Here is a 25,479-nt window from a genome sequence, read left to right on the forward strand (position 1 = left end):
CAAAGTTCAATTGAGCGACCGTTTTGGGCGTGGGCAGTTAGGATGAGGATGACGAAAATACAAAAGGAGATCGCGATGGCGACCAACGCAAAAGACCGCGCCGTGAATACGGACGAACCGATGGGCAACGATGGCGTCAAACGCCAACCACACGAACGCGATGAAACGCCGGACGCTCAGGACACGGAGCCGCGCGGCATCATGAAGCAGGCCGCCAGCGACCTTGAGCAAGGCCTGATCGACACCGAGGCACGCGGCACGCCGGGCATCTCGGCAGCCGTCGATGCGGCGCCGGGCGCGAGTGGCCAGGCCACCCCGCTGCCGGACCGTCATCGCGACATGCGCGACCACGAGGCCGAACCGGCACCCGAGGCAAACGACGACAATGATTCTGACAACAACACCGAAAGGAAATAAACATGACGATCAAACGCGACGGCAGCGCCGTATGGAGTGGTGGCATCAAGGATGGCAAGGGCCAGGTATCGACCGGCAGCGGCGCACTGAAAGACCAGCCGTATGGCTTCAACACCCGCTTTGAAGATGCCCCAGGCACCAACCCCGAAGAACTGATCGGCGCGGCGCATGCAGGCTGCTTCACGATGGCACTGTCGGGGCAGCTCGGCCAGGCCGGCCTGACTGCCGACGAACTGCGCACCAAGGCCACCGTGTCGATGGAAAAAGTCGAAGGCGGCTTCTCGATCACGGCGATCCACCTGGAACTGCGCGCGAAGATTCCGGGCGCGACCCAGGAAGCTTTCGACAAGGCAGCCACCACGGCAAAAGAAAACTGCCCGGTGTCAAAGCTGCTGAACGCGACCATCACGCTCGACGCCAAGCTCGAGAGCTGATAGCCGGGATTGGATGCGCATCCGCCTCTGTCCGGCAAGGAAACCGTCAAACGCATAGAATGACCGTCTTTCCGAACCAGATAAGGCACACACGATGCGCGTCCTGCATACCATGTTGAGGGTCGGCGACCTGCAACGCTCCATCGACTTCTACACCACCGTGCTGGGCATGAAACTGCTGCGCACGAGCGAAAACGCCGAGTACAAATACAGCCTGGCCTTCCTTGGCTACGGCAGCAATCCCGATCACGCCGAACTCGAGCTGACCTATAACTGGGGCACCGACAGCTACGACATGGGCACGGCCTACGGCCACATCGCCATCTCCACCGCCGATATCTACGCTACCTGCGACCAGGTGCGCACAGCCGGCGGCAACATCTCGCGCGAGCCGGGCCCGGTCAAGGGCGGCAGCACCGTGATCGCCTTCATCACCGATCCGGATGGCTACAAGGTCGAGCTGATCGAACGCGCCGACCACGCCAGCGGTGGCGGCCTGAGCAAGTAAGCCTGCCGCCTGCAGGGATAGCGCGGCGCTGCTACAATCGCCGCGCCTGCAGCCTGCAGGCACACAAAATTACGTCTTCGGGGCGGGGTGCGATTCCCCACCGGCGGTATGACCGGCAACGGTCGAGCCCGCGAGCGCCTGCCCGGCATCATGCTGGGCAGGGTCAGCAGATCTGGTGCGATGCCAGGGCCGACGGTATAGTCCGGATGAAAGAAGATGTGCGCGTTCACGCGCCCAGCCTGCCCTGCCTTGCGTCGGGGGCGGACGGGCGTGCGGCTGCGCTTTGCCCTGATGCGTTTTTCGCCCACTTTGCGAGGAGCGTTTCACATGCTGGTTTCTACCCACACCCTTTACAGTAACGACCTGGAAGGTCGCATCGCCGCTGCGCTGGACGCCATGCGCGCCGGGATTCCGGTCATCCTGCTCGACGATTTCGACCGTGAGAACGAGGCCGACCTGATCGTCGCCGCCGAAAAAATCACGAATGACACCATGGCCCTGATGATCCGCGAATGCAGCGGCATCGTCTGCCTGTGCCTGCCTGACGACAAGGTCCGTGCGCTCGAACTGCCGCCGATGGCGCCGGACAACGGCAGCCGCTTCGGCACGCCGTTCACGGTCTCGATCGAGGCGCGCCACGGCGTGACCACCGGCGTCTCGGCGGCCGATCGCGTGACGACCATCCAGGCCGCCATCGCGCGCGATGCGCGGCCGGACGACGTGGTGCGCCCGGGCCACGTGTTCCCGCTGCGCGCCACGCCAGGTGGCGTGCTGGCGCGCGCCGGGCACACCGAAGGCTCAGTGGATTTGGCCAGGCTGGCAGGTTTGCAGCCGGCAGCCGTGCTGTGCGAATTGATGAACCCCGACGGGACGATGATGCGCGGAGAGCAGATCGAGCAGTTCGCCGGGGAGCGCGATTTCCCGATCCTGACGATCGCTGAATTGATTCAGTGGCGCAAGGCGCGGGCGCTATAAAAAAAAAGCCCGGTCGCCACTTGCATGGCCGACCGGGCTCCGATGATGCAGCAGAAGAATTACTCTGCCAGCAAGCTGTTCACCGGCGTCAGGTCGGCCTCGCGCAGCGAACCTGCCGCCGCCTTCAGGCGCAAGCCATTGACGATTACGTCATAGCGCGCACGCGACAGGTCGGTGCGGGTCTGGTACAGCTGGCGCTGCGCATTGAGCACGTCGATATTGATCCGCACACCCACCTGATAGCCGAGCTTGTTCGATTCGAGCGCCGACTGGCTCGATACTTCTGCTGCTTCGAGTGCCTTGACCTGCGCCAGGCCGCTGCTCACGCCAAGGAACGACTGGCGCGCCTGCAGCGCGGCGTTGCGGCGCGTCGCTTCCAGGTCGTTGCGCGCGCGGTCTTCCAGTGCGATCGATTCACGCACACGGCTGGTGACGGCAAAGCCGCTGAAGATCGGCACGCTCCACTGCAGGCCGATGGCATTGTTCTTGGTGTCGCCCGAGCTGCCGGTGCGGCCGTTGACGTCGCGGCGGGTCGAGCTGGCCACGAGGTCGAGCGTCGGCAAGTGGCCGGCGCGGTTGCGCGAGATGTCGCGCGTGGCGATGGCAACCTGAAGCTGGCTGACCGTCACGCCATAGTTCTGGTTCTCGGCCGACGACACCCATGGGTCGACGGTGGCCGGCTGCGGCACGGCCAGTGTGGTGCCGGGTTTCAGCGCCGCCAGGTTGCCCGGCGCGGTGCCGATAATGGCCTGCAGCGCGTTGCGCTTGTTGTCCAGGTCATTGACGGCAGCGAATTCTTGCGCCAGCACCAGGTCGTACGCGGCTTGCGCTTCGTGCGTGTCGGTGATGGTCTGGGTGCCCACTTCAAAATTGCGCTTGGCCGATGCCAGTTGCTCGGTGGTCGCGTCCTTCTGGGACCGGGTCGATTCGAGCTTGTCCTGCGCCGCCAGCACATCGAAGTAGGCTTGCGCCACACGCGTGATCAGGTCTTGCTGGGCCTGGGCAAACTGGGCTTCGCCAATGGCTTGCTGCAGCTTGCTTTGCTGGTAGGTTTCCCAACGATCCCAACGATACAGCGGCTGCTGCAGCGCCAGCGTGTATTCATTGGTGCGCAGATTCGAGCCGCTGCTGCCGACGATGCCCGGCTGGCCATTCGGCAAAGTACCGAGCTGACCGGCATTCCATGGATCGAAGTCATTGTCGCTCTTGCTGAGCCCGCCGCTGATGCCCACGGTCGGAAGCAAACCTGCACGCCCCTGGATGATGCGCTCGCGGCTCGCCGACAGCGACGCACGCGCACTCGCATACGTCGCGTCATTGGCCAGTGCCTGCTGATACACCTGAATCAGGTCGGCAGCACCGGCGTTGAGCGAGAAGCACGCGCTCGCAAGCAGCACGGCGATAAGGGGTTTCTGCATTGCTATCTCCACAGGGGTCATCAAGTTTTTGGAATCAGGTCAATACGTCGGCATCGACGGATCGACTTGCAAAGCCCAGGCGTGTATCCCGCCCGTCAAGTTGGTTACATTGCTAAATCCATTGCGCTCGAGGAAGGCAGCCACCTGCATGCTGCGCGCCCCGTGGTGGCAGATGCAGACGACCTCGCGGTCGTCCTCGATCTCGGTCACGCGCACCGGAATCAGGTTCATCGGAATCTGGGTCGAGCCGGCAATCTTGCAGGTGTCGAATTCCCAGTTTTCGCGCACATCGAGCAGCAGTGGCTGCTCGCGCGCCGGATCGGCCAGCAAGGCAGCCAGTTCGGGAGCCGTAATCTGTTGCATCACAGCGCCCTCAGAACGTGAAACCGGACGGCTTCGATGCGCCCGTCAGCGGCTTGGCGACCGTTTCGAACACGGTGACTGCGTCATGCGCGGTGGCCGAGGTGCGGGTGATCAGCTGGCACGTCATGGCTGGCGCGGCGCCGACGATCGCGATCATGCGGCCACCGATTTTCAGTTGCTTGACCAGCGACTCCGGCAGCAGCGGCAGCGCGCCCGAGACCACGATCACGTCGTAGTCGGTGCCGGTGGCCCAACCTTGCGCGCCATTGCCTACTTCGACCGCCACATTGGTGATGCCGGCAGCGTCGAGGTTCTGCTTGGCCTGGGCCGCGGTTTCCGGCAGGATTTCTACGCTCGTCACGTGACGCGCCTTGCTTGCCAGCAGCGCTGCCAGGTAGCCGGAACCGGTGCCGATCTGCAGCACGTTATCGCCCTGCTTGACGGCGGCCTCTTGCGCCATGCGCGCTTCGACCTTCGGGTTGAGCATGGCTTCGCCGCCCGGCAGCGGGATTTCGGTGTCGGCAAATGCCAGGTTCTGGTAGGCCTGTGGCACGAATTGTTCACGCTTGACCACGTGCAGCAGGTCGAGGATGTCCTGGTCCAGCACATTCCAAGGACGGATCTGCTGTTCGATCATATTGAAGCGGGCTTGTTCGATATTCATTTCAGTTCTCGGTGGAAAAATAAACAATTCGATATTCTAATCCGTGAACGGTGCCGGAACCTACCTGAATAGGGATCTCGAGGCACATCTTATCGACGCACGACTTCCCCAGAGGAAAATTGCGACAGTCTGCAGTTTGGAGGGGATGAACGCCAGAAAACCGGTTCTGGCGCGAAGCGCCGTTCAGTGGGCTGCGTGGCCAGCCGGCACGAGGCCATTGAGGGTGATGTCGAGGAAGGCGTCGAGGAACGCTTCGGGATGCAGGTCGCAGCGCTCGCACGGGGCGATGGTGTGCTTCCAGGTGGAGAGCATCAGCATCGGCGCGATCAGGACCTGGGTGGTCTGGGGGATATCGATCGCGCGAAATTCACCGCGCTGCACGCCGCGTTCGAGCATGCTGGAAATCATGCGCATGCCGCGGCTCATCACCTCGGTCTGGTAAAAGCGCGCCAGTTCAGGGAAATTATCGGCTTCCGCGAAAATCAGCTTGCTGATGCCGGACGCCTTGGTCGCGCCCACGCTATGCCACCACGACAGAATGACACTGCGCAGCAGAGCGGCGCTGTGGCCTTCGAATTCGGCTACCGAGACTTCGGCCTGGCCCAGCATCGGAACGATACTCTGGCGCACCACCGCCTTGAACAGGTCTTCCTTGTTGGTGTAATACAGATACAAGGTGCCTTTGGAAACGCCGGCGCGCTTGGCCACGTCTTCCAGGCGGGTCGAAGCAAAGCCCCGCTCGACGAACAGCTCGACCGCAGCGGAGAGCAACTCCTGCGGACGCGCCTCCTTGCGACGTTCCCAGCGTGGCTTGCTGTCTGTTTGGCAGTCCATTTCACCCACCCAGAAAATTATCTAAGGAACAACCAATATAGACCCGTCATGTTGCTGCCGTCAAGCGACCGTTGTGCAACCGAAACGATTCCTGCTGGAATCGTACGAGAAGTAGACAATGCATCATGTCATATCTGAGGTGGAGTCCGATGTATACTTGCGGTCCGCTACTTTGCATACGCCATGCTGTCCACTTCCGCCCCCTTCCAGTGCCGGCCGCAATGCGGCGCCTGCTGTACCGCACCGTCGATCACGAGTGCCATTCCTGGAATGCCCAATGGCAAGCCGGCAGGCGTACGTTGTGTGCAATTGGGAGAGGATGAACGCTGCCGCATCTTTGGGCAGCCCGAGCGGCCGGCCTTTTGCGGTGGCCTGCAACCGTCGCACGAGATGTGTGGCGATACGCGGGCGCAGGCGATGTTCTGGTTGAGTGAGCTGGAGCGGCTGACGGCGCCCGATCCGGTAGCCGGCGCGGTGGCTTAAACCGCTGGCTTGCCGCGCGCCTGCTGCACGCGCTGGAACAGCCCGCCGAGCGTCAGGCCGTCGTGCCAGATATCGTGCAGCAAGACCCCGTAGCGCTCGCGCAGTGCGCGCGCCAGTGGTTCGATGTCGGTGGCGTCCGGCATCCAGCGCGACGGCTTGGCTGCGCGCACGACATTGAGTACCGGGTCATCCGGACGCAGATGCAAGCGGTCGCAAGCGGCAAAAGCGCAGGCCGAGCCGAAGACGGCGAGGAAATCGCGGATGTCCTTGCGGGATGCGGAAGGGAAAGAACTACGCCACGCCCGGCCCTGAAAAGGCCGGTAACGCAAGGCGTTGGGCAACTGCCAGTCATGAAATGCTACCCAGGCCAGCGCAGCAAGAATGAGGACAAGAAAAAGACTCATGGATCTGAGTGTAGCACGCGTTTTTACGCATGACACATCTTTACAGCGAGATTAAAACAGCCCCGATCCGATCCACAGCGGCACATCGGCGGTCGTCCCGCGCCCGGTACGGTTCAGTTAGCCCAACGGCAGCCCCCGCGCTCATGGTAAGCTTTGCCCCCTCGCACGTACCTCCCACAGTTCACTTCCACAGCACAAAAACACCATGGATATCGTTCTCGCCATTAAGGCAATCATCATGGGCCTGGTCGAGGGTTTCACTGAATTCCTTCCGATTTCGTCGACCGGCCACCTGATCCTGATGGGCAGTCTGCTCGATTTCACGGGTACCAAGGCGACCGTTTTCAAGATTGTCATCCAGGCCGGCGCCATGCTGGCCGTGGTCTGGGAATACCGCGAGCGCATCGCGAAGGTGTTTGCCGGATTGGGCGGCGATCCCGTCCAGCAGCGCTTTGCGCGCAATGTCGTGATCGCGTTCTTCCCCGCCGCCATTGCCGGCGTGCTGTTCAGCGCGGCGATTACCGAAGTGCTGTTCTACCCGGTTCCGGTCGCCATTGCCCTGGTGCTCGGCGGCTTCATCATCCTGTGGGTTGAGCACCGCAACCGCCAGAACCCCAAGCCCGCGCGGGTCGAGACAGTCGACGACATGAGCATGCTCGACGCGCTCAAGGTCGGCTGCGCACAAGCTTTCGCGCTGATCCCCGGCACCAGCCGTTCGGGCTCGACGATCATCGGCGGCATGCTGTTTGGCCTGTCGCGCAAGGCGGCCACCGAATTCTCGTTCTTCCTGGCCATGCCGACGATGCTCGGCGCCACGGTCTACTCGATCGCCAAGGAGCGCGACCTGCTGTCGATGGCCGATGTACCGCTGTTTAGCCTGGGCTTTTTCTCAGCGTTTATTTCCGCATTCCTGTGCGTGCGCTGGCTCCTGCGCTACATCAGCACGCACGACTTCACGATCTTCGCCTGGTACCGTATCGTATTCGGTATCCTGATCCTCGTGACCGCCCAATTCGACCTGCTTACCTGGGCGGACTAACCCTGCAGCATCAGCCGGTCCAACACACAGCTTGAACACTCTGTCCGACATTGAACGTATGAATTCCGACACCGGCGCCGATACCAGCGCCGACCTCAGCGCGCGCGCGCTTCACGTGCTCGAGACCGTCTTTGGCTACCCCGCCTTCCGCGGCCAGCAGGGCGAGATCGTCGAGCATGTGGCCAGTGGCGGCGACGCGCTGGTCCTGATGCCCACCGGCGGCGGCAAGTCGCTGTGCTACCAGATTCCCGCGCTGCTGCGCGACGGCGTCGGCGTGGTCATTTCGCCGCTCATCGCACTGATGCAAGACCAGGTCGATGCGCTCGAAGAAGTCGGCGTGCGCGCCGCGTTCCTCAATTCGACCCAGACGTTCGAAGAAGCCATGCGCATCGAGCGCCTCGTGCGCACCGGCGAAATCGACCTGGTCTACGTGGCACCCGAGCGCCTGATGACGCCGCGCTGCCTCGAGCTGTTCGAGGCGTCCAAGATTTCGCTGTTCGCGATCGACGAAGCGCACTGCGTCTCGCAATGGGGCCACGACTTCCGCCCCGAATACATCCGCCTGTCGATCCTGCACGAGCGCTTCCCGAACGTGCCGCGCATCGCGCTCACGGCGACCGCCGACGGGCAAACGCGCGCCGAAATCGCGCTGCGCCTGCAACTGGGCGAAGCGCGCCAGTTCGTCTCGTCGTTCGACCGCCCCAACATCCGCTACTCGATCGTCGAAAAAGCCAACGGCCGCAAGCAGCTGCTCGACTTCATCGCCGGCGAGCACTCGGGCGACTCGGGCATCGTCTACTGCCTGTCGCGCAAGAAGGTCGAAGAAACCGCCGACTTCCTCAACGAAAACGGCATCCGCGCCATGGCCTACCACGCCGGCATGGAGTACGCGGTGCGCGCCAAGAACCAGGCGCGCTTCCTGCGCGAAGAAAACATCGTCATGGTCGCCACCATCGCCTTCGGCATGGGCATCGACAAACCCGACGTGCGCTTCGTGTGCCACCTCGATCTGCCAAAGAGCATCGAAGGGTATTACCAGGAAACCGGCCGCGCCGGCCGTGACGGCGGCCCCGCCAGCGCCTGGATGGCCTACGGCCTGCAAGACGTGGTGCTGCAGCGCCGGATGATCGACGAATCCGAAGCCGACGAAACCTTCAAGCGCGTGCTGTCGATGAAGCTCGACGCCATGCTCGGCCTGTGCGAAACCCTGTCGTGCCGCCGCATGCGCCTGCTCGACTATTTCGGTGAACGCTCCGGCCCATGCGGCAACTGCGACACCTGCCTGATTCCGCCGGTGAGCTTCGACGGTTCGGTGCCGGTGCAAAAGCTTCTTTCCACCATCTACCGGGTCGACCAGCGCTTTGCCGGCGGCCACGTGATCGACGTGCTGCGCGGCGCGACCACCGAGCGCATCACGCAATGGCACCACGACAAGCTCACCGTGTATGGCGTCGGCGCCGACCGCAGCGAACAGGAGTGGCGCGCCATCCTGCGTCAGGCGATCGCGCTGGGCCTGGTCACGGTCGACCACGATGCGTTCAGTTCGCTCAAGCTCACCGATGCAGCGCGGCCCGTGCTCAAGGGCGAGCAGACCGTGCAACTGCGTCAGTATCAAAAACCGGTCAAGGCCAAGCGCCCTTCCACGTCGCGCTCGACGTTCGAGGAAGTGGAGCTGTCGCGCTCCGAGCAAGGCATTTTCGAGCGCCTGCGCTCGTGGCGCATGGGCACCGCGCGCGAGCACGGCGTGCCGGCGTACGTCGTGTTCCAGGATGCGACGCTGCGCGAGATCGCCAAGGTCAAGCCGACCTCGATCGATCAGCTGCGCGGCGTGACCGGCGTGGGCGAGAAAAAGCTCGTCTCGTATGGCGACGCGATCGTCGCGATCATCAACGAGATGCTGTAACGCTATTCGCGAAACAGGTGCGTGAAGCTGCGGCTGACGGGCAGCACTTCGCTGCTGCCGCGCAGCAGCACCTGCATGCGCTCGGCGTCGATACGCTCGGCAGCGCGGATCGCCGTCACCTTCACGACCGTGCCGCGATGGATCTGCCAGAAGCGGTCGGCATCGAGCCCGCCCAATAAATCTTTCAGCGGGATGCGCACCAGCGCTTCCGAGCCTTCCAGCACCACGCGCGTGTACTTGGTGTCGGCCTGGAAGAACAGCACCTCCTCAACGTCGATCAGGCGGATCTGCTTGCCCACGCTGGCCTTGAGCCACTTCAGTTTTTCGCGCGCTGGCGCGGGCGACGCCGCTTTTACTTGCCGGACGACTGCGCTGACATCCATCGGCTGGCTGTCGAGTTTTTCACGTAGCCGCGCCAGCGCTTTATCCAGGCGGCCCGGCTGGATCGGCTTGAGCAGGTAATCGACGGCGCCGGCGTCGAACGCATCGACCGCGTACTGGTCGTAGGCGGTGACGAACACCACGTGCGCCTGGCGGCCGATGCGCTCGGCCACTTCCAGGCCCGACAGGCCGGGCATGCGGATATCCAGAAACACCACGCGCGGCGCATGCTCCAGATAGGCGTCCCAGGCATCGAGGCCGTTGTCGACCGCCGCGACCACCTGCGCGTCGGGCCAGGCCAGCGCCAGCATGTCGAGGAGGCGCTCGCGCATCAGCGGTTCGTCTTCGGCAACCAGAATCGTGACTGTCATTGCGCGTCCTTGCGGGGGATCAGGAGTTCGGCCAGCAGGCCAGGTTCAGCTTCACTCAGCGCCAGGCTGGCGCTCTCGCCATAGGCCAGGCGCAGGCGGCTGCGCACATTCTCCAGCCCCGTGCCGTTGCCAGGCGTGTCGCTCATGCCCACGCCGCTGTCGTGCACCGCGATGCGAATCTGGTCGGCGTCTTCCTGCGCGGTGACCGTGATCTCGCCGCCGCGCAGCGACGGCTCGATGCCATGCTTGATCGCGTTCTCGGCCAGGGTCAATACCAGCATGCTCGGGATACGGGTGGCCGCCAAACTGGTAGGGAGATCGATCCGGAACCGCAGCCGCTCACCCATCCGGATCTGCATCACGGCCAGGTACGATTCGACCAGGCCGAATTCGGTGGCGAGGCTCACCTGCTCGCAGCGCATGTCGCTCATGCTGGCGCGCAGAAAATCGATCAGGTGCGCCGTGAGTTCGGCGGCGCGCGGCGCGCCTTGCTCGGCCAGTTGCTGCACGGCGCCGAGGGTGTTGAACAGGAAGTGTGGTTCGATCTGGGCGCGCAACAGGCGCAGTTGGGTTTCGCTCAGTTCGCGCGCCAGGCGTTGCTGCTCGGCTTCGTGTTTGAGTTGTGCGGCGAGCAGTGCAAAATGGCGGTTGCGCACCATTGTCACGACGACGCCCGGCAGCGCCACCAGCAGCAGGACGCCCAAGCCGACGCCGATCAGGACGTTCGGCAGGATGTCCATGAAATGCTGCCACGAGCCGCCTTTTGACATTGCCGCTACGGCACCGCCGTACAGCCCACCCATCAATCCCAGGCCCGTTACCACCGCAATCATCTTCAGATTGGGCCGGGTGTATTTTTCGTGATTGAACCAGACCGTGATCAATGCCATGGCCGCAGCGAATCCGACGAAGTTGCCCAATGCAACTGCCAACAGCAACGGCATCTCTGGCAGCAAGGCCAGCTTGACCAGTGCGCCTGCGACCGAGAAAACAAGGCAGAGCCTGGCGATGGCGCGCCACAGCCGGGCGCCCTGGTAGGTGGTGGTAAAGCGCACCACTTCCTGGCGCTGGATGGGCGAGAGCGCAGCAAGATTGAGGGCGATGGCGCGACGCCACCCGGGCTGCACCCCGGCAGCCACAGCGGGATCACGAAGCACCGCCAATTGCTCCTCGTCGCACTCCCTGCACCACTCGGTGTATCGTCCCCACATGGCTTCCTCCGTTCTCGTCAATGTATAGCAACAAGACCAGTCTGGGGAAGGACCGCTGGTCTGGACAGCGGCGCGTGACGAACGACGAAGGGAATGGTGCGAACGACGACTTCTTTATTTGCGCGTGAAGACCAGATCCCACACACCGTGACCGAGCTTGATGCCGCGGTTCTCGAACTTGGTCAGCGGGCGGTAGGCCGGCTGCGGCGCGTAGCCGTCGGCGGTATTGGCCAGTTCGGGCTCGGCGCTCAAGACTTCGAGCATCTGCACTGCGTAGTCTTCCCAGTCGGTGGCCAGGTGCAGGTAGCCGCCCGGTGCCAGCTTCTGGCACAGCAGCTTGACGAATGCCGGCTGGATCAGGCGGCGCTTGTTGTGGCGCGCCTTGTGCCACGGGTCCGGGAAGAACACGTGCACACCGTCGAGCGAGCCGTCCACGATCATGTGGTTCAGCACTTCGAACACATCGTGCTGAATCAGGCGCAGGTTGGCGATGTCCTGCTCGCCGATCTGCTTGAGCAGGCTGCCGACACCCGGCGTGTGCACTTCGACGCCGATGAAGTCTTTCTCCGGCATCAAGCGGGCGATATGGGCGGTGGTGTCGCCCATGCCGAAGCCGATTTCCAGGATCACGGGCGCGGTGCGGCCAAAGGCTTGCGCCACGTCGAGCGGTTCTTTCTTGTACCCGATCAGGAACTTCGGCCCCAGTTCATCGAAGGCCCGCGCCTGCGCGGTCGACAGCCGACCCGCGCGCGTGACGAAGCTGCGGATGCGGTGTTCGGTGGGATCGTACAGCATGGACCGCGCCGGGCCATTGTTGGGCTTATCAAGAGACATGGGATGTGGGGACGAAGAAAGTGAAGAGGAAAATGCGGCTGTCATTATAGCCGACGCGCGGCGCCGCCCGGATCGGCCATAATCGCGTTTTCACCTGCGCCCTGCCGGAGTCTATTCATGCATTCCACGAAACACCCGATCGCGATCGACGAGCATATCGCCGCCGTCAACCTGACCTCATTCCATTACGGCGCGCCGGGCAGCGGCAAGAAGGTGTATGTCCAGGCCTCGCTGCACGCGGACGAAGTGCCGGCCATGCTGGTCGCGCACGTGCTGCGCCAGGAACTCGAGCGCCTCGACGCCGAAGGCCGCATCAAGGGCGAAGTGATCCTGGTGCCGGTGGCCAATCCGATCGGGCTGGCGCAAGTGGTCCATGGCGCGCCGTTTGGCCGCTACGACCTGGCGACCGGCACCAACTTCAATCGCGCCTACCGCCACGTGGCCCAGGATGTCATGGCGGGAGTAGCAGGCCAGCTCGGGCAGGACGCCGCCGCCAACGTCGCGCTGATCCGCGAGCATGCACGGCGCTCGGTGGCAAGCTGGGAGCCTGGCAACGCGACCTCCGTGCTCAAGAAAACCCTGCTCACGATGGCGATCGACGCCGACATCATGCTCGACCTGCACTGCGACACCGAGGCAGTGCTGCACATGTACACGGGCACGCCGCTGGTCGAGGCGGTGCTGCCGCTGGCCGCGCTGATGGAAGCGCGCGTGCTGCTGGTGGCGACCGAGTCGGGCGGCGAACCGTTCGACGAAGCGTGCGGGCGCCTGTGGTGGGACCTCGCGCGCCATTATCCCGACGCCGCGATTCCGCCAGCCTGCGTGGCCGTCACCGTCGAACTGCGGGGCGAGAACGACGTCAATTACGACTACGCGCGCAAGGATGCCGATGCGCTGCTGCGCTACCTGGCGTACCAGGGCGTACTGGATATCCCGGTTGGCGACATGCCCGCCTACGCCTGCGCGCCGACACCGCTCGACGCCGTCGAACCGCTGGCCGCGCCGCATGCCGGCGTGCTCGTGCTGCGCAAGACGCTGGGGGACCGGGTCGAGGCAGGCGAGCCGATCGCGGACATCGTCAATCCCGTCAGCGGGCAGGTCACGCCGGTGGCGGCGAGCCGGCCGGGGTTGCTGTTTGCCTGCACGGCGCACCGGCATCTGCTGCGCGGGATGCACGTGTGCAAAGTGGCCGGGACGGACTCGTTCAGGATCGGGGATTTGCTGTCGAGTTGAGATCGCGTGGTTTTTTGCTGCCCATGACTCGGGCAAGTACGGCTGTCAATGCGAGCGCCGGCAGCAGCCATGCATGGCCGACCTTCAACTCCATCAGCGTCGCGCCGCTGACCAGGCACCAGCTCACCGGGATCAGCCAGAAGATCGCGTGCGCACGCCATGCGAGCAGCACGCCCAGGGTGACAATGACCGTGGGATCGGGTGCGATGCCGAAGACTTCTGCCTGACGCCATTCGCCGCCGTCGCGCGCCAGCGCCAGCAAGGGATAGGCGACGATGGCCAGGCCAGTCAGACCCAGCGCCACACGTCGCGGCGCTGGCGCTGCGTTACCTGGCCTGAAGGCGAGCCAGCACAGTAGCAGCGCCTGCACTAAAAACGCTGCCGCAAAATACGGCGCCGCCGTGTTGATCTCGGCATAGCGTTCCAGGTGATACGCCCATGCGACCCAGCCCCAGGCGCCAGCCAGCACCAGCGCTGCGACTCGTTGCGTGTGCTGACTTGGCCGCGCGATGGCGTTGATGACGATCACGCCTGCGACCAGCGCCAACAGATGCGCAGGCCAGATGGCGGCGTTGCAGCTCTCGATCAGCCGGTAGTAACTGCGGCTTGAAAACATCAGGAAGTCGGACAGCGAATACGTCCACCACTCGCTCATGCCAGCCTTTCGACATCCTGCGCGATGCGCTTGCGCAGCGCCTCGTCCGGCATGCGGCCGGTGCCGGCCAGCAGATTTTCGCGCACGTGCACGACGCTGGACGTGGCCGGGATCGCGCACGTGATGGCCGGATGCGACACGATGAACTTGAGCAGCGCCTGCGCCCACGTCGTGCAGCCGATATCGGCCGCCCAGCCCGGCAACGGCTTGCCGGCCAGCGCCTGCGTCAAGTCGCCCTGGCGGAATGGCCGGTTGACGATCACGCCGATCTTGCGCTCGCGCGCCAGCGGCAGGATGCGCTGCTCAACCTCGCGATCGAGCGCGTTGTACGAGATCTGCACGAAGTCGATCGGCTGCGACGCCATGATTTTCTCGATCTCGGCGTGGCGCCGGCCTTCCGACGTGGTGATGCCGACATAGCGCAGCCGCCCTTCCCGCTTCATCGCCAGCAGGATTGGCAAATGCTCTTCCCACGACAGCAGGTTATGCACCTGCAGCAGATCGAAGCGCGGCACGCGCCACAGCTTGCGCGACGCCTCGACCTGCGCCACACCACGCGCGCCGCCGCTGACCCAGACCTTGTCGGCCGAGAACAGCCGGGCAGGCTTGAGGGTTTGCACCGCCTCGCCAATCACGTCCTGGGCCGAGCCGTACATGGGCGAGGAATCGACCAGCCTGCCGCCACCGGCGAAGAACTGGCGCATCACGTCGACCGATTCGCGACGGCCTTGCGGGTCGCGGCCAACGTTGAAGGTGATCCAGCTGCCAAGGCCGATGACGGGGACTTGTTCGCCGGTTGAGGGGATCGGACGGGTGAGCAAGGGCACGGGCGGCGTCGCTGCGTAAAGCGATGGCAGGGCCAGGCTGCCGGTAGCGGCAATCAGCGATTCCAGCAGACGTCGGCGTGAAGGGGAAATCGGGGGCATATGCGTGTTCCTTGCTTTGAAGGGGAAACGCAAGGGTACGTCGGCTGAACAGAACATGGCGCGGCGCATTGCTGCGGCGCCTGGAGCGGGTGAAGGGAATCGAACCCTCGTCGTAAGCTTGGGAAGCTTCTGCTCTACCATTGAGCTACACCCGCGTCAGCCCCATTCTACGCGGGTTCTAGCGTGTTTGACAAATTTCCACCGCGGCAGCTGTGATGGAAAATGGGATGGCCGCTTCGTCCGAGGTGTGATGGCTGACCAAAAACTCCCTATATTCGCCACTGTCCACGGACGTCTCCCGAATACTCTACCGAGCGTAGTAAGACGCCAGTGCGCTGCCGCGCAGCGCCGCGACTCCTGAAGCCCCGGCCCCGACTTGCTCGACCGCCTGGGCCGGGATGCCCAGGATGCCCGAATCAATGACCGCTCGGACGCAGTGGCAACGACGCGTCGGCGGTATCCATGCTGGCCGCCTCGCCGGTGTCGGCCTGCCTGATCCTGACGAAGCAGACTGCGGCAGCGGCGCACAGCATCAGCGCCCCCGCGAGCCGGATCACGTTCTCGGGCCGTCCTCCCAGCCAGGCGTGGTAGTACAGCGGCAGCGTGAAGATCTGAATGATCATTGGAATCACGATGAACATATTGAAGATCCCCATATACACGCCTGTGCGCCGCGGCGGAATGCAACCGGCCAGCATGATGTAGGGGTTGCCCATGATGCTGGCCCATGCCAGCCCGATGCCGATCATCGCCACGAATAACAGGCCTGGCGCCTGGATCATCGGGATATACAGCATGCTGACGCCCGCCAGCGCCAGGCAGACGCTGTGCACGGCCTTTGGCCCGAAGCGGCGCGTGAACGGCACCAGTGCAAAGGCGGCGATGAAGGCGACGAAATTATAGAATGCCCCGATCTGGCCATTGAGCAGGCCGGCGTCGCGAAACTCCGCGCTGGCCGGGTTGGAGGTTCCGAAGATGGTGCTTGCCAGCGACAGCATGATGTATTGCCAGTAGCAGAACATCGCATACCACTGGAACAATTTGACCAGGGCCAGCTGCTTCATGGTCGACGGCATCTCGCGGATGGCCAGCACGATATCCGCAGCGATTGCCTTCACTCCCGGACGCGTTGCGCGCAGCCTGGCCAGTTCGTCTGCTTCGAGCGGTATCTCCTTGGTGGTCTTCAAGGTCCACAACACGCTGGAAATCGAAAACACCGCCCCGATCATGAAGGCCGCGATCACGATATGCGGGATGTTACTGGAATTGGTGGCGTCCTTGTTCATGCCTAACAGCACCAGCAACGTCGGCGTCAGGTAAGCCAGCGTCTGGCCCAGCCCGGTGAATGCGCTCTGGGTCAGGAAGCCGAGGGAGTGCTGCTTCGGAGCCAGCTTGTCGCTGACGAAGGCCCGGTAGGGCTCCATCGTCACGTTATTGGCGGCATCGAGAATCCACAGCAGGCTGGCCGCCATCCACAGGGTCGGGCTGAACGGCATCGCCAGCAGTCCCAGGCTGCACAGGATCGCGCCGATCAGGAAGTAAGGGGTCCTGCGGCCCCAGCGGGTGACGGTACGGTCGCTCATCGCGCCGATGATCGGTTGCACGACCAGGCCGGTCACCGGACCTGCCAGCCACAGCAAGGGCAGCGTTGCCTCGTCCGCGCCCAGGTATTTGTAGATCGGGCTCATGCTGCTTTGCTGCAGCCCGAAGCTGAACTGGATGCCGAAGAAGCCAACGTTCATGTTGACGATCTGCCAGAACGACAAGTGCGGTTTATGCGTCATCGCGGTTTCCCTCTGTAGGTTCAGTCAGCGAGCCAGCGAGTATGCCACTGCTCGTAAAACGCAATATCGGCGGGTACTGCGCCGGCAAGCGCACAAATGGCCGCGGCAAAATCGTTGGCGCGCTGCAGCGTTGTCGCCAGCGGCCAGGCGAGCATCGATCCCAGCAGGAAGATCGCCGAAAAGGCGTCGCCCGCCCCCACCGTGTCCACCAGCGCGCCCGTATCCGCCTGCGCGCTGGCGCCGTGCAGGATCCCATCGGCGCCGAAATAGACCACGCCGCGCGGGCCGAGTGTCACGATCAGGCCGCTCACTCCGAACACCTGCATCAGCCGCGAGCAGGCAAGCTGCACTTCGGAGGCGGCCATGTCCGTCGTCGGCGGCTGCGTGTCGGTGTACCAACGAAACAGTTCGCTCAGCTCCTGTTCATTGACCTTGACGACGTCGGCCTCGTGCAGCGACTCGAACACGCAGCGTTCGGTCACCTGCCCTTCGCGCAGATTCAAGTCCAGGAAGCGCATCGCCGGCGTGGCCGCCAGCAGCGCCCTGAGCGCCCCGCGCGAGGTGGCTTCGCGCTGGGCCAGCGTGCCGAAACAGATCACGCTTGGCGTGCAGCGCGCCATCGCGGCCAGCGCCGCGTCCACATCGATCAGGTCGTAGGCCTGCCGCGGCAGGATCTCGAAACGGTGATTGCCGGCGCTGCGCTCGACGATCACGCGCCCGGTCGGCGCCTGCGGATCGATCTGCAGCCCGTCGGTACGCATGCCGAAGCGCTTGAATTCGGCTGCCACCATGGCGCCGTTGTCGTCGCCGCCAATCCGCGTGATCATCAGGGAAGCGATACCAAACGCGGCGAGGTGGCGCGCCACGTTGAACGGCGCTCCCCCGACCACTTGCTCGGTAAGGAAATCATCGACCAGCGCTTCGCCAAAGACCGCGATGCCAGTGCTCTCGGTTTGCATGTAGTGCTCCTTCAAAAGTAGTGCTAGCGCTCGAGCCACAGCATGGCCCAGGGACCGAGCACCACGCGGCCGCCATCGACCGCCCACTGGCCGGCGCCAATTGCCGCCAGGTCAAGCTCGATGCTGCGGGCTGAAAAATTCGACAGATTCAGGAAACGCTCGCCGCGGGCCAGCGCCAGCACCGCCGGATCGACCGCGTGCAACAGGGTGCGCGGCTGTCCGGCAGCCAGGTCGGGCTGGCTTTGGCGGCGCGCGGCCAGCGTGCGCAAGGCGCCGAACACGGCGCCGGCGGCGCCACTCGCGTCATGGCGCTGCGCCAGGCGTGCCGGGTCCAGCGCCGCCCGCTGCACCCAGCGCGTGTCATGCGCGCGCCCTGGATCGGCCAGGTAGCCATGCTCGTTCAGCGTGCCCAGCTCATCGCCCATGTAGAGCAAGGGCAGGCCGCCGAACGAGAACGCCAGGCCGTGCAGCAGCACCAGCCGGCGCAGGCAGTCGGCCGCCTGCTCGGGGGTGGAGGCCGTCTCAAAACCGGCCAGCGACGCGGCAGTGCCATTGGTCGCCCGGCCCGACTGGAACGCCACCCCGCGCGCGAAGCTGCCATGGCGGCCATGGAAGAAATCGGCGATGCCGTCCAGGCGCTCCTGCGAGCGTGCTTCCTCGGCGAGGATCTTCCAGCCGATATCATCGTGGCAGCGGATATAGGTGACCCAGCTCGCTGCCGGCGGCAAGGGCGGCGTGTTGGCGATGACCTCGCGCAGCAGCGAGGTGTCTTGTTCGGCCAGCGCAGCCCAGCCGGCCGCCATCAGCGTGCTGTGGTAGGCCAGATGGCATTCGGCGGTGTCGGCGCTGCCCAGGTAAGCCGGCAGGTCGCGGGTGGGAACGATCGCCTCGGCCTTGAGCAGCACGCCGGGCGCGACGATGCTGACCAGCGCGCGCAGCGCCTGCAAGATGGCGTGCGCCTCCGGCAGGTTCATGCAGCTGCTTCCCTCGCGCTTCCACAGGAAGGCGGTCGAGTCGAGCCGGAATGCTTCCACGCCGCGGTTGGCCAAGCGCAGCAGCGCTGCCGCCATCTCGGCGAACACCGCGCGATTGGCGTAGTTCAAATCCCACTGGAATGGGTAGAAAGTGGTCCATACCCAGCCGTCCAGCGCCTCGACATAGGTGAAATTCCCAGGCGCGGCCTGGGGAAACACTTGTCCCAGGGTCGGCTCGTAGCGGTCTGGCATGCTGCGGTCAGGAAAAACGTGGAAGAATTCGCGCAGCCGGGCATCGCCCTGGACGGCACCGACGGCCCACGGATGGTCGTCCGCCACATGGTTCAGTACCAGGTCGGCGCACAGGCTGATGCCGGCCTCGCGCAGCGCCGTGCATAGCGCGTCGAGATCCTCGTTGGTGCCCAGCGCAGGGTCGACGTCATCGAAACTGGCCAGGGCGAACCCGCCGTCGTTCTCGCCAGCGCGCGGGCGCAGGAAAGGCAGCAGGTGCAGGTAACTGACGCCGGCTTCCTGCAGGTGGCCGATGCGCTCGGCCACGCCCTGGAAGCTGGTGCCGAACTGCTCCACGTAGGCGCTGTACCCGAGCATATGCTCGCTGGCGAACCAGTCCGGCTGCGCGGCGCGCTGCGCGTCGATCGCCAGCAGGGACGCCGGACGCGCACCAAGGAGCTGGCCGGCCAAGGCGAGCAGGTCCTCATACCATGCATCGAAACCGGCACTACCCCCGTAAAGCTGCGCCAGGCGCCGGTACAAGGTGGCGCCGTGTTCGGCGTAGCGGCTGCGCGCGTCGGCGTGCAAGTGCGAGGGAAGAACGGCGAGTAGCCGGTCTGGTGCGGGAATCTGCATCGTATTGTTCAGAAAATGGGGTGGACCGGCGCACGCGCACGCGCGCCGGACGGAGCGTGCTCTAGAACGTGTATTTCAGGCCGAGCTTGACCGAGCGCCCGGTGATCGCACGCGCGGCGTGACCGTCGCCCTCGACCTCGGTGTAGCCAAGCTTGTCGAACACATTATTGAAGGTGAGCGACACCGACAGCGGCGCGCTGACCTGATAGTTCAGGAAGCCGTTGACGACATGGTAGGCAGGCATCAGGATGGTGTGCGCGTCGTCGGCCCACGACTTGCCGGTGCCGATCACGCTCACGCCAAACATGGCATTTCCGGCCGTGTAGGTCGGCGCCACCTGGTAGACCACGCGCGCCTGGCGCCGCGGCGTGTTGCCGATCACCGCTTCGCCCCCCGGCGCAGTGGCCGTGATCTCGGCATCGGTCAAGGTAAGGCCGGCGGCCACCCGCAGCGCTCCCAGCCGGTAAGCCGCTTCGACTTCGAGACCCTTGGCGTCATAGCTGTTGGCGGTGCTCCTTTGCGTGGTGGCTTCGTAGTTGGTTTCCTTGGTCTTGGCGCGGAAGGCCGTGATAAAGGTGCTCAGGCCGCCGCTGCGCCATTTGACGCCGCCTTCGACCTGCTCGACCGTATTGAGGTTGATCGGGGCGCTGCCGTCGAGCGGCGTGCCGAACAGGATGCGGTCGGCATTGAACGCGACACCATCGCTGACGCGGGCGAACAGCGCCAGCGACGGGGTCAGCTGGTAATTGCCGCCGACGGAAAATGAATTGTGGCTCAACGCGTAATCGACGAACTGGCGCGTGGCCGGGTCGTAGCGGGTCGCCGCGGTGGCGATGTTGGCGACCCCGCTCACGTCCTGCCGGTCATGGCGTACGCTGGCGTCGATATTCAGAGCGCCACGCTCCAGGCCCAGGTTGATGTAGGGCGACAGGTAATCGTATTGCATGTCGAGTGCGCGCGAGCAGCAGCTGCCGAACGCCGGCCCGATCAGCCCGGGCGTGCTGCTGGCGGTCCTGAGCAGGGCCGGCTTGTCGCCGCTGGCCTGCATCAGGTACTCATTGAAGTTCCAGGTCAGGCCGAGCTGCTGGCGCGACGCATACAGGCCCGCGGTGGCCGTGAGCTTCGACTGATCGGCCAGCGTGAAGCTCTTTGCCAGCCGGGTGTCGCTCATGGTCGATCCGGCGTCGTCGATCGAGGTATTGAACACCACGGCCGAGAATGCGCGGCCATTGTAGGGTTTGCCGGCGGCCGGGCCGGTGGCAAAGACGTAGTTGCCGACCGTGCCGTTATTGGATGGGAACACGCCGATGAAGCGGCCGCTGTTGTGCGACTTGCGGAAGTTTTCGCTGAGCGTCCAGCCGTTGCCGATCCGCCATTGCGCTTCGAGCCCCACGGTATTGCTCTTGACGGTCAAGCCGTCGTTGACATCGGTGGCGATGCGCCGGTTGCCCTTGTCGAGCGTCACATCGGGCACCCAGTAGGGCGAGTAGAACGTGGCCGTGCGCGGGTCGATCCCGTCGATGGTGGAGATGCGCTGATTGCTCACGCTGACCGGCACCGGCAGTGTGGTCGGGGTCTGGTCGTCCAGGTGCTTGAACGACAGGCGCACGAATCCGTTGTCGAACTCGTGGGTCAGGTTGCCGCGGATCTGGCCGCCCTTCTCGCTGGTGCCCCCGCTGTTGCGTATGCCTTCGCCATTGCGATAGAAGCCGCCGACAAAAAATCGCGTCTTGTCGGAGATCGGCGCGCCATAGTCGAAGTCGACCCGCGTGCTGTCGTAGTCGAGTCCCGTGGTCAGGCCGATGCTGCCGCCTTGTTCGGTACCGGTCTTGCTGATGAAGTTGATGATACCGCCCGGCGAATTGGTCGCCAGGGTCGAGGCCGAACCGCCGCGCACCACTTCCAGGTGCGATAGCGCGCCGTCGATACGCACGTAGGCGTCCGGCGTGATGAAGTTGAAGTCGCCCGATTGCAGCACTGGCAAGCCATCTTCCTGGATCTGCACGTAACGCGCGCCGCCGGCGGAAATCGGTACCCCGCGCACCGTCATGTTGGCATTGCCTTCGCCACCCGACGACTCGGAGCGCACGCCGGGGATCGAGCGCAGCACCTCGGCCGCGCTGGTCGGCGCGGCCTGCAGGATCACGTCCTTGTCCATGGTGCTGATCGAGACGCTCGACTTCATCTTGGACGATGCGCTACTGGTACCCGTGACGACGATGCGCTCCATGTTCATGCTGTCCGCCGCCGGCGTGGCGGCCGGTGCTGGCGCCTCCTGCTGAGCGTACGCAACATTCATCTGCAGTACTGCCACGGACACGGCAGCAGCCATCCGTGAAATATTCGCTTTCATGACTTGTCTCCGGAGTTGTAATTATTGGCCGTTGGGGTGGTATCGATCCCGTCCGCTGACGTCGACACATTCCAGGCGGTGTGTACATTATGCGCACCAAGTGGGAATTGATACAATCGATTGCAAAGACGCGGCGCAGCATGTTGTTTTCCGCGCAAGTCCCCTCTGGAGCGCTACCGATTTTTCGTCTTGACTGGGAGGATTCGACAGGAAATTGCTGCGCCGCAGCACAGAATTTCGTGTGAGAGGATCAAAAAAACCAGCGAAGATGCAATCGATTGCATCTTCTTGGCCTTGTAGGGATGCAGCTCAGGTGCTGGCGCGGACGATCAGCTCGGTCGGCAATTGGCGTGAGACCGGGGCGTGGCCTTGAACCAGCGACAGCAGTGCCGCAACCAATGCCTTGCCGGCGACATCGATCGGCTGGCGTACCGTCGTCAGCCGGGGGTGCGACAGCGCGGCCAGAGCGATGTCGTCATAGCCCACGATCGCCACCTCGTCCGGCACGCCGATCCCGCGCGAACGCAGGGCGTCGACCGCGCTCATGGCCAGCAAGTCGCTGCACGCAAACACCGCATCGTAAGCGACGCCACGCTCGGCCAGCGCCTGTACGCCTTCGATGCCGCCCTGCGAGAGAAATGGCACGCTCACTTGCAGCTGGGGGTCGAACTCGATGCCGTGGGCGGCCAAGGCTTCGCAATAGCCGAGGTAGCGCTGCTGCGGCTCCGGCAGCGCAATGTCGCCGAGAAAAGCAATGCGGCGGCGCCCCTTGCCAATCAGGTGTTCAGTGGCGATCCGGCCGCCGCTGACATTGTCGCTGCCGATACAGCAATACAGCTGGTTGGGGAGTTGGGCGCCCCACACGACGATGGGTAGCTTGCGGGCCGCCATCTCGTTGAGCTGTTGATGCCGCCCCCACTGTCCGACCATGATGATGCCGATCGCGCGGCCGGTATCGAAGGGCGCTGCGGCAGCGCCGAATTCATCGGTACCTATGCGCGAGAGCAGCATCTCGTAGCCCTGCTCGGTCAGCGCGTCTGCCAGGGTGCCCAGCATGGCCAGCAGGAATGGGTCGGACAGCGGCTGGCGCGTTGCGCGGTCGAACGGAATCAGCACGCTCACCGTGCGGTTCTGCTTCATACGCAGATTTTGCGCCGCCACGTTCACGGAATAGCGCAGCGATCCGGCCAGCTCCTGGATCCGGGTGCGCGTTTCCTCGTTCACCAGCGGGCTATGGCTCAGGGCACGCGACACCGTCGACGTGGACACCCCTGCCAGGCGCGCGATGTCTGCCATCTGCAGGCGGCGCTGGACGCGCTCGGGGTCGTCCTGGTCCGGCCCGGCTTTGGTCATGGTCCTCTTCCTCATCTCTGTGTACGGGCAAATCGGGACTCATTGTATGCCAGCGCAGCTGCCCGGCAAAGGCGCCGCGCACTGCGGCGCTGTTGCGGATGACGTCGCTGCAGCTTTCCTGGTGGTCCACGAAATCGCGCTTGCGGATGCCGTCGATGTCGCCCCTGGCGCAGGCGCGTGGCGTCGATATCGGTTTCCAGCGCAAGGTGTCGACGAAGCAGGCCGCGTCGTCGAGCGAGGATTTCCTGAAGTCCTTGACGATGCGGCGCGGATCGTCCACCGGCAAGGCGAGGACCGTCCGGGTTTGCGGCCTAAAGTCACCGATGCACCGCAACAGCTTTTCGACACGGAAGTGGGGTCGAAATACGCCTGTCGTCGCTGCCAGGTGCACGACTCGTTCGCGCCCATGGCATGCGCTACGTATCCGACCGCATGTAACCTGGACCGAGTCGGACCGCCCTGCCATCGCGCAGCAGCGTGGCCAGCTTGTGGGGCGGCAGCGGGCGGCTAAAGTAATAGCCCTGTACCAGGTCGCAGCCGCGCTCCCGCAGATAGCGCCCTTGCCAGGCGGCGTAGGCGCCTTCGGCGGTAACGGTCAGGTTCAGGCTGTGGGCGAGCGCGATGGTGGCGCCGGCGATCAAGCTGTTGCGGTCGCCAATGCCGATTTCTGCGATGAGCGACTTGTCAACTTTCAGGTTATCGATCGGAAAGCGTTTCAGGTAGCCCAGGCTGGAATAGCCGATGCCGAAGTCGTCGATCGACAGCTGAACGCCAAGCGCCTTCAGTTTGTGCAGCGTGTCGCCGACGTCGCCCATCAGCGTCGTTTCTGTCAGTTCAAGTGCAAGGTAGCGCGTGTCGAGCGCACTGTCAGCCAGCGCACTCGACACCGCAGACACCAGTTGTGGGCCGCACTGACGCGCCGAGACGTTAACGGAAATACTGATTGGCCGCAGGCCTTGCCGCTGCCAGAGGCTGTTCTGGGAACAGGCGCGGCGCAGAACCCATTCGCCGATGTCGACGATCAGGCCGGTCTCTTCAGCGGTCGGAATGAAGCGGTCTGGCCCCAGGATGCCCAGCACGGGATGGGACCAACGCAGCAGCGCTTCGGCGCCGACGACCCGGCCGGTGGCCAGTGCCACCAGAGGCTGGTAAAAAATGAAGAACTCATCGTGCTCGAGGCCGCTGCGCAGACTGTTTTCAAGGATGAGCCGCTCTACGGCGCGCGATGTCAGCTTCGTGGTGTAGAACTCGAAACAGTTGCCGCCGCGCGCCTTGGCGTTGTACATGGCGCTGTCGGCATTGCGGGTGAGCATGTCAGCGTCGGCAGCGTCGGCCGGATACATGCTGATGCCGACACTGGCGCCGATGGAAAGGCGTTCGCCCTCAATATCGTATGGCGCAGCCATGGCCGAGATGATCCGTTGTGCCATGGTGGCAGGCACGTCAGGCTGCTCGACATGCGGGAGAAGGAAGACGAATTCATCGCCGCCGACCCGTGCGACGGTGTCCGCCGGCCGGATCAGCGACTGCAGCCGCGCCGCCACGCTGCGCAGGAGGAGATCGCCCACGCGATGGCCGAGCGAGTCGTTAATCAACTTAAAGCGGTCGAGATCGAGGAACAGCAGCGCGACCGGGCCGGCATGGCCGCTGGCAGCGGCCAGCGCGCGCGCCAGCCGCTCACCCAGCAGGTAGCGGTTCGGCAGGCCGGTCAGTGCATCGTGCTGGGCGCGAAAGACCATGCGCTCTTCCTCGGCCTTACGCTCGCTGAGGTCGGAGAAAACGCCGACGTAATGGGTCAGCACGGCGTGCTCGTCGCGCACTGCACTCAGCGACAGCGCCAGCGGCAGTTGAACGCCGACGCTGGTGAAGCACGACAGCTTGCCACGCCAGTGCCCGGTGCTGCGGAGGGCACGCCACATGACACGGCAGGCTGCAGCATCCATGCGCGCGACGTTCAGCTGGCTCATGGTCGCGCCCGTGACATCCGCCGGCGCAAAGCCGGTGATGATGGTGAAGGCGGGATTGACGGCCAGAATACGACGCCGAGCATCGGCAACGAAGATCCCTTCGGCAAAGCACGCCAGAACCTGTTCAACATGCAACGGCGGTTCGACGCCGTCCAGCCATGCCGGCATG

At 64.2% G+C, this 25,479-nt stretch carries 24 protein-coding genes, 1 tRNA gene and 1 riboswitch; of the genes, 8 read left to right on the plus strand and 17 right to left on the minus strand.

What is annotated here, in order from left to right; all coding sequences use genetic code 11:
- Positions 1-75: 75 nt before the first annotated feature.
- From RCH14_RS11800 to ribB, 4 genes are all read left to right on the plus strand, one after another.
- The gene (locus RCH14_RS11800) at positions 76-417 is read left to right on the plus strand and encodes a hypothetical protein (protein WP_343026302.1); all 342 of its coding nucleotides are present in this window, start codon (positions 76-78) and stop codon (positions 415-417) included.
- Between the two features lie 2 nt (positions 418-419).
- The gene (locus tag RCH14_RS11805; protein ID WP_343026303.1) at positions 420-851 is read left to right on the plus strand and encodes an OsmC family protein; all 432 of its coding nucleotides are present in this window, start codon (positions 420-422) and stop codon (positions 849-851) included.
- Positions 852-945: 94 nt separating this feature from the next.
- Positions 946-1,359, plus strand: coding sequence for a lactoylglutathione lyase (gene gloA, locus RCH14_RS11810; RefSeq protein ID WP_343026304.1), 414 nt, complete (start codon positions 946-948; stop codon positions 1,357-1,359).
- A 69-nt stretch (positions 1,360-1,428) separates the two neighbouring features.
- Positions 1,429-1,581, plus strand: a riboswitch (FMN riboswitch).
- A 105-nt stretch (positions 1,582-1,686) separates the two neighbouring features.
- Positions 1,687-2,334 carry a 3,4-dihydroxy-2-butanone-4-phosphate synthase gene (gene ribB / locus RCH14_RS11815; protein WP_343026305.1) on the plus strand — a complete coding sequence of 216 codons (648 nt, stop codon included), beginning with the start codon at positions 1,687-1,689 and terminating at the stop codon, positions 2,332-2,334.
- 59 nt (positions 2,335-2,393) lie between these two features.
- Here the strand turns inward: ribB and RCH14_RS11820 are convergent, their stop codons facing one another.
- The 4 genes from RCH14_RS11820 to RCH14_RS11835 form a co-directional block, all read right to left on the minus strand.
- Positions 2,394-3,752 carry a TolC family outer membrane protein gene (locus tag RCH14_RS11820; protein WP_343026306.1) on the minus strand — a complete coding sequence of 453 codons (1,359 nt, stop codon included), beginning with the start codon at positions 3,750-3,752 and terminating at the stop codon, positions 2,394-2,396.
- Positions 3,753-3,791: 39 nt separating this feature from the next.
- Complete coding sequence (locus RCH14_RS11825) at positions 3,792-4,115, minus strand: rhodanese-like domain-containing protein (RefSeq protein WP_343026307.1); 324 nt, start codon at positions 4,113-4,115, stop codon at positions 3,792-3,794.
- Between the two features lie 10 nt (positions 4,116-4,125).
- Positions 4,126-4,779: a protein-L-isoaspartate O-methyltransferase gene (locus tag RCH14_RS11830; RefSeq protein WP_343026308.1), complete on the minus strand. Its 654-nt coding sequence runs from the start codon at positions 4,777-4,779 to the stop codon at positions 4,126-4,128.
- A 183-nt stretch (positions 4,780-4,962) separates the two neighbouring features.
- Positions 4,963-5,613 carry a TetR/AcrR family transcriptional regulator gene (locus RCH14_RS11835; protein ID WP_343026309.1) on the minus strand — a complete coding sequence of 217 codons (651 nt, stop codon included), beginning with the start codon at positions 5,611-5,613 and terminating at the stop codon, positions 4,963-4,965.
- A gap of 183 nt (positions 5,614-5,796) precedes the next feature.
- Between RCH14_RS11835 and RCH14_RS11840 the strand changes: the two genes are divergently transcribed.
- A complete protein-coding gene (locus tag RCH14_RS11840) occupies positions 5,797-6,096 on the plus strand; it encodes a YkgJ family cysteine cluster protein (RefSeq protein WP_343026310.1) in 300 nt (99 codons plus the stop codon).
- On the opposite strand, the gene RCH14_RS11845 is transcribed toward RCH14_RS11840, so the two are convergent.
- On the minus strand, positions 6,093-6,500 hold the full coding sequence (locus RCH14_RS11845) for a hypothetical protein (RefSeq protein ID WP_343026311.1): 408 nt from the start codon (positions 6,498-6,500) through the stop codon (positions 6,093-6,095). The two genes, RCH14_RS11840 and RCH14_RS11845, sit on opposite strands and share 4 nt — an antisense overlap.
- A 205-nt stretch (positions 6,501-6,705) precedes the next feature.
- On the opposite strand from RCH14_RS11845, the gene RCH14_RS11850 reads away from it, so the two are divergent.
- Both RCH14_RS11850 and recQ read left to right on the plus strand, forming a co-directional pair.
- A complete protein-coding gene (locus tag RCH14_RS11850; protein WP_343026312.1) occupies positions 6,706-7,539 on the plus strand; it encodes an undecaprenyl-diphosphate phosphatase in 834 nt (277 codons plus the stop codon).
- Positions 7,540-7,597: 58 nt separating this feature from the next.
- On the plus strand, positions 7,598-9,442 hold the full coding sequence (gene recQ / locus RCH14_RS11855) for a DNA helicase RecQ (protein ID WP_343026313.1): 1,845 nt from the start codon (positions 7,598-7,600) through the stop codon (positions 9,440-9,442).
- A gap of 2 nt (positions 9,443-9,444) precedes the next feature.
- Here recQ and RCH14_RS11860 read toward each other — a convergent pair whose 3' ends face one another.
- The 3 genes from RCH14_RS11860 to trmB form a co-directional block, all read right to left on the minus strand.
- On the minus strand, positions 9,445-10,194 hold the full coding sequence (locus RCH14_RS11860) for a LytTR family DNA-binding domain-containing protein (RefSeq protein WP_343026314.1): 750 nt from the start codon (positions 10,192-10,194) through the stop codon (positions 9,445-9,447).
- A complete protein-coding gene (locus RCH14_RS11865) occupies positions 10,191-11,351 on the minus strand; it encodes a histidine kinase (RefSeq protein ID WP_343026315.1) in 1,161 nt (386 codons plus the stop codon). Before RCH14_RS11865 ends, RCH14_RS11860 begins: the two co-directional genes overlap by 4 nt.
- 168 nt (positions 11,352-11,519) lie before the next feature.
- On the minus strand, positions 11,520-12,200 hold the full coding sequence (trmB, locus tag RCH14_RS11870; protein ID WP_343026316.1) for a tRNA (guanosine(46)-N7)-methyltransferase TrmB: 681 nt from the start codon (positions 12,198-12,200) through the stop codon (positions 11,520-11,522).
- Positions 12,201-12,356: 156 nt separating this feature from the next.
- Between trmB and RCH14_RS11875 the strand changes: the two genes are divergently transcribed.
- The gene (locus RCH14_RS11875; protein ID WP_343026317.1) at positions 12,357-13,472 is read left to right on the plus strand and encodes a succinylglutamate desuccinylase/aspartoacylase family protein; all 1,116 of its coding nucleotides are present in this window, start codon (positions 12,357-12,359) and stop codon (positions 13,470-13,472) included.
- On the opposite strand, the gene RCH14_RS11880 is transcribed toward RCH14_RS11875, so the two are convergent.
- The 9 genes from RCH14_RS11880 to RCH14_RS11920 form a co-directional block, all read right to left on the minus strand.
- The gene (locus tag RCH14_RS11880; RefSeq protein ID WP_343026318.1) at positions 13,444-14,127 is read right to left on the minus strand and encodes a DUF6064 family protein; all 684 of its coding nucleotides are present in this window, start codon (positions 14,125-14,127) and stop codon (positions 13,444-13,446) included. The two genes, RCH14_RS11875 and RCH14_RS11880, sit on opposite strands and share 29 nt — an antisense overlap.
- Positions 14,124-15,053, minus strand: a complete 930-nt coding sequence (locus RCH14_RS11885; protein WP_343026319.1) for an aldo/keto reductase — start codon at positions 15,051-15,053, stop codon at positions 14,124-14,126. The genes RCH14_RS11880 and RCH14_RS11885 overlap by 4 nt, the downstream gene beginning before the upstream one ends.
- A gap of 81 nt (positions 15,054-15,134) precedes the next feature.
- A tRNA-Gly gene (locus RCH14_RS11890) sits at positions 15,135-15,208 on the minus strand.
- Between the two features lie 261 nt (positions 15,209-15,469).
- Positions 15,470-16,837 (minus strand): MFS transporter, encoded by a 1,368-nt coding sequence (locus RCH14_RS11895; protein ID WP_343026320.1) that lies wholly within the window; start codon positions 16,835-16,837, stop codon positions 15,470-15,472.
- 20 nt (positions 16,838-16,857) lie between these two features.
- Positions 16,858-17,796, minus strand: coding sequence for a PfkB family carbohydrate kinase (locus tag RCH14_RS11900; protein WP_343026321.1), 939 nt, complete (start codon positions 17,794-17,796; stop codon positions 16,858-16,860).
- A 23-nt stretch (positions 17,797-17,819) separates the two neighbouring features.
- The gene (locus RCH14_RS11905) at positions 17,820-19,637 is read right to left on the minus strand and encodes an alpha-amylase family glycosyl hydrolase (RefSeq protein ID WP_343026322.1); all 1,818 of its coding nucleotides are present in this window, start codon (positions 19,635-19,637) and stop codon (positions 17,820-17,822) included.
- 61 nt (positions 19,638-19,698) lie between these two features.
- The gene (locus tag RCH14_RS11910; protein ID WP_343026323.1) at positions 19,699-21,990 is read right to left on the minus strand and encodes a TonB-dependent receptor domain-containing protein; all 2,292 of its coding nucleotides are present in this window, start codon (positions 21,988-21,990) and stop codon (positions 19,699-19,701) included.
- Between the two features lie 309 nt (positions 21,991-22,299).
- Positions 22,300-23,343: a LacI family DNA-binding transcriptional regulator gene (locus tag RCH14_RS11915; protein WP_343026324.1), complete on the minus strand. Its 1,044-nt coding sequence runs from the start codon at positions 23,341-23,343 to the stop codon at positions 22,300-22,302.
- A 416-nt stretch (positions 23,344-23,759) separates the two neighbouring features.
- Positions 23,760-25,478, minus strand: a complete 1,719-nt coding sequence (locus RCH14_RS11920) for an EAL domain-containing protein (protein WP_343026437.1) — start codon at positions 25,476-25,478, stop codon at positions 23,760-23,762.
- Position 25,479 lies beyond the last annotated feature (1 nt).

The organism is Massilia sp. MP_M2 (assembly GCF_039123635.1).
Taxonomy (GTDB): Bacteria; Pseudomonadota; Gammaproteobacteria; order Burkholderiales; family Burkholderiaceae_D; genus Telluria.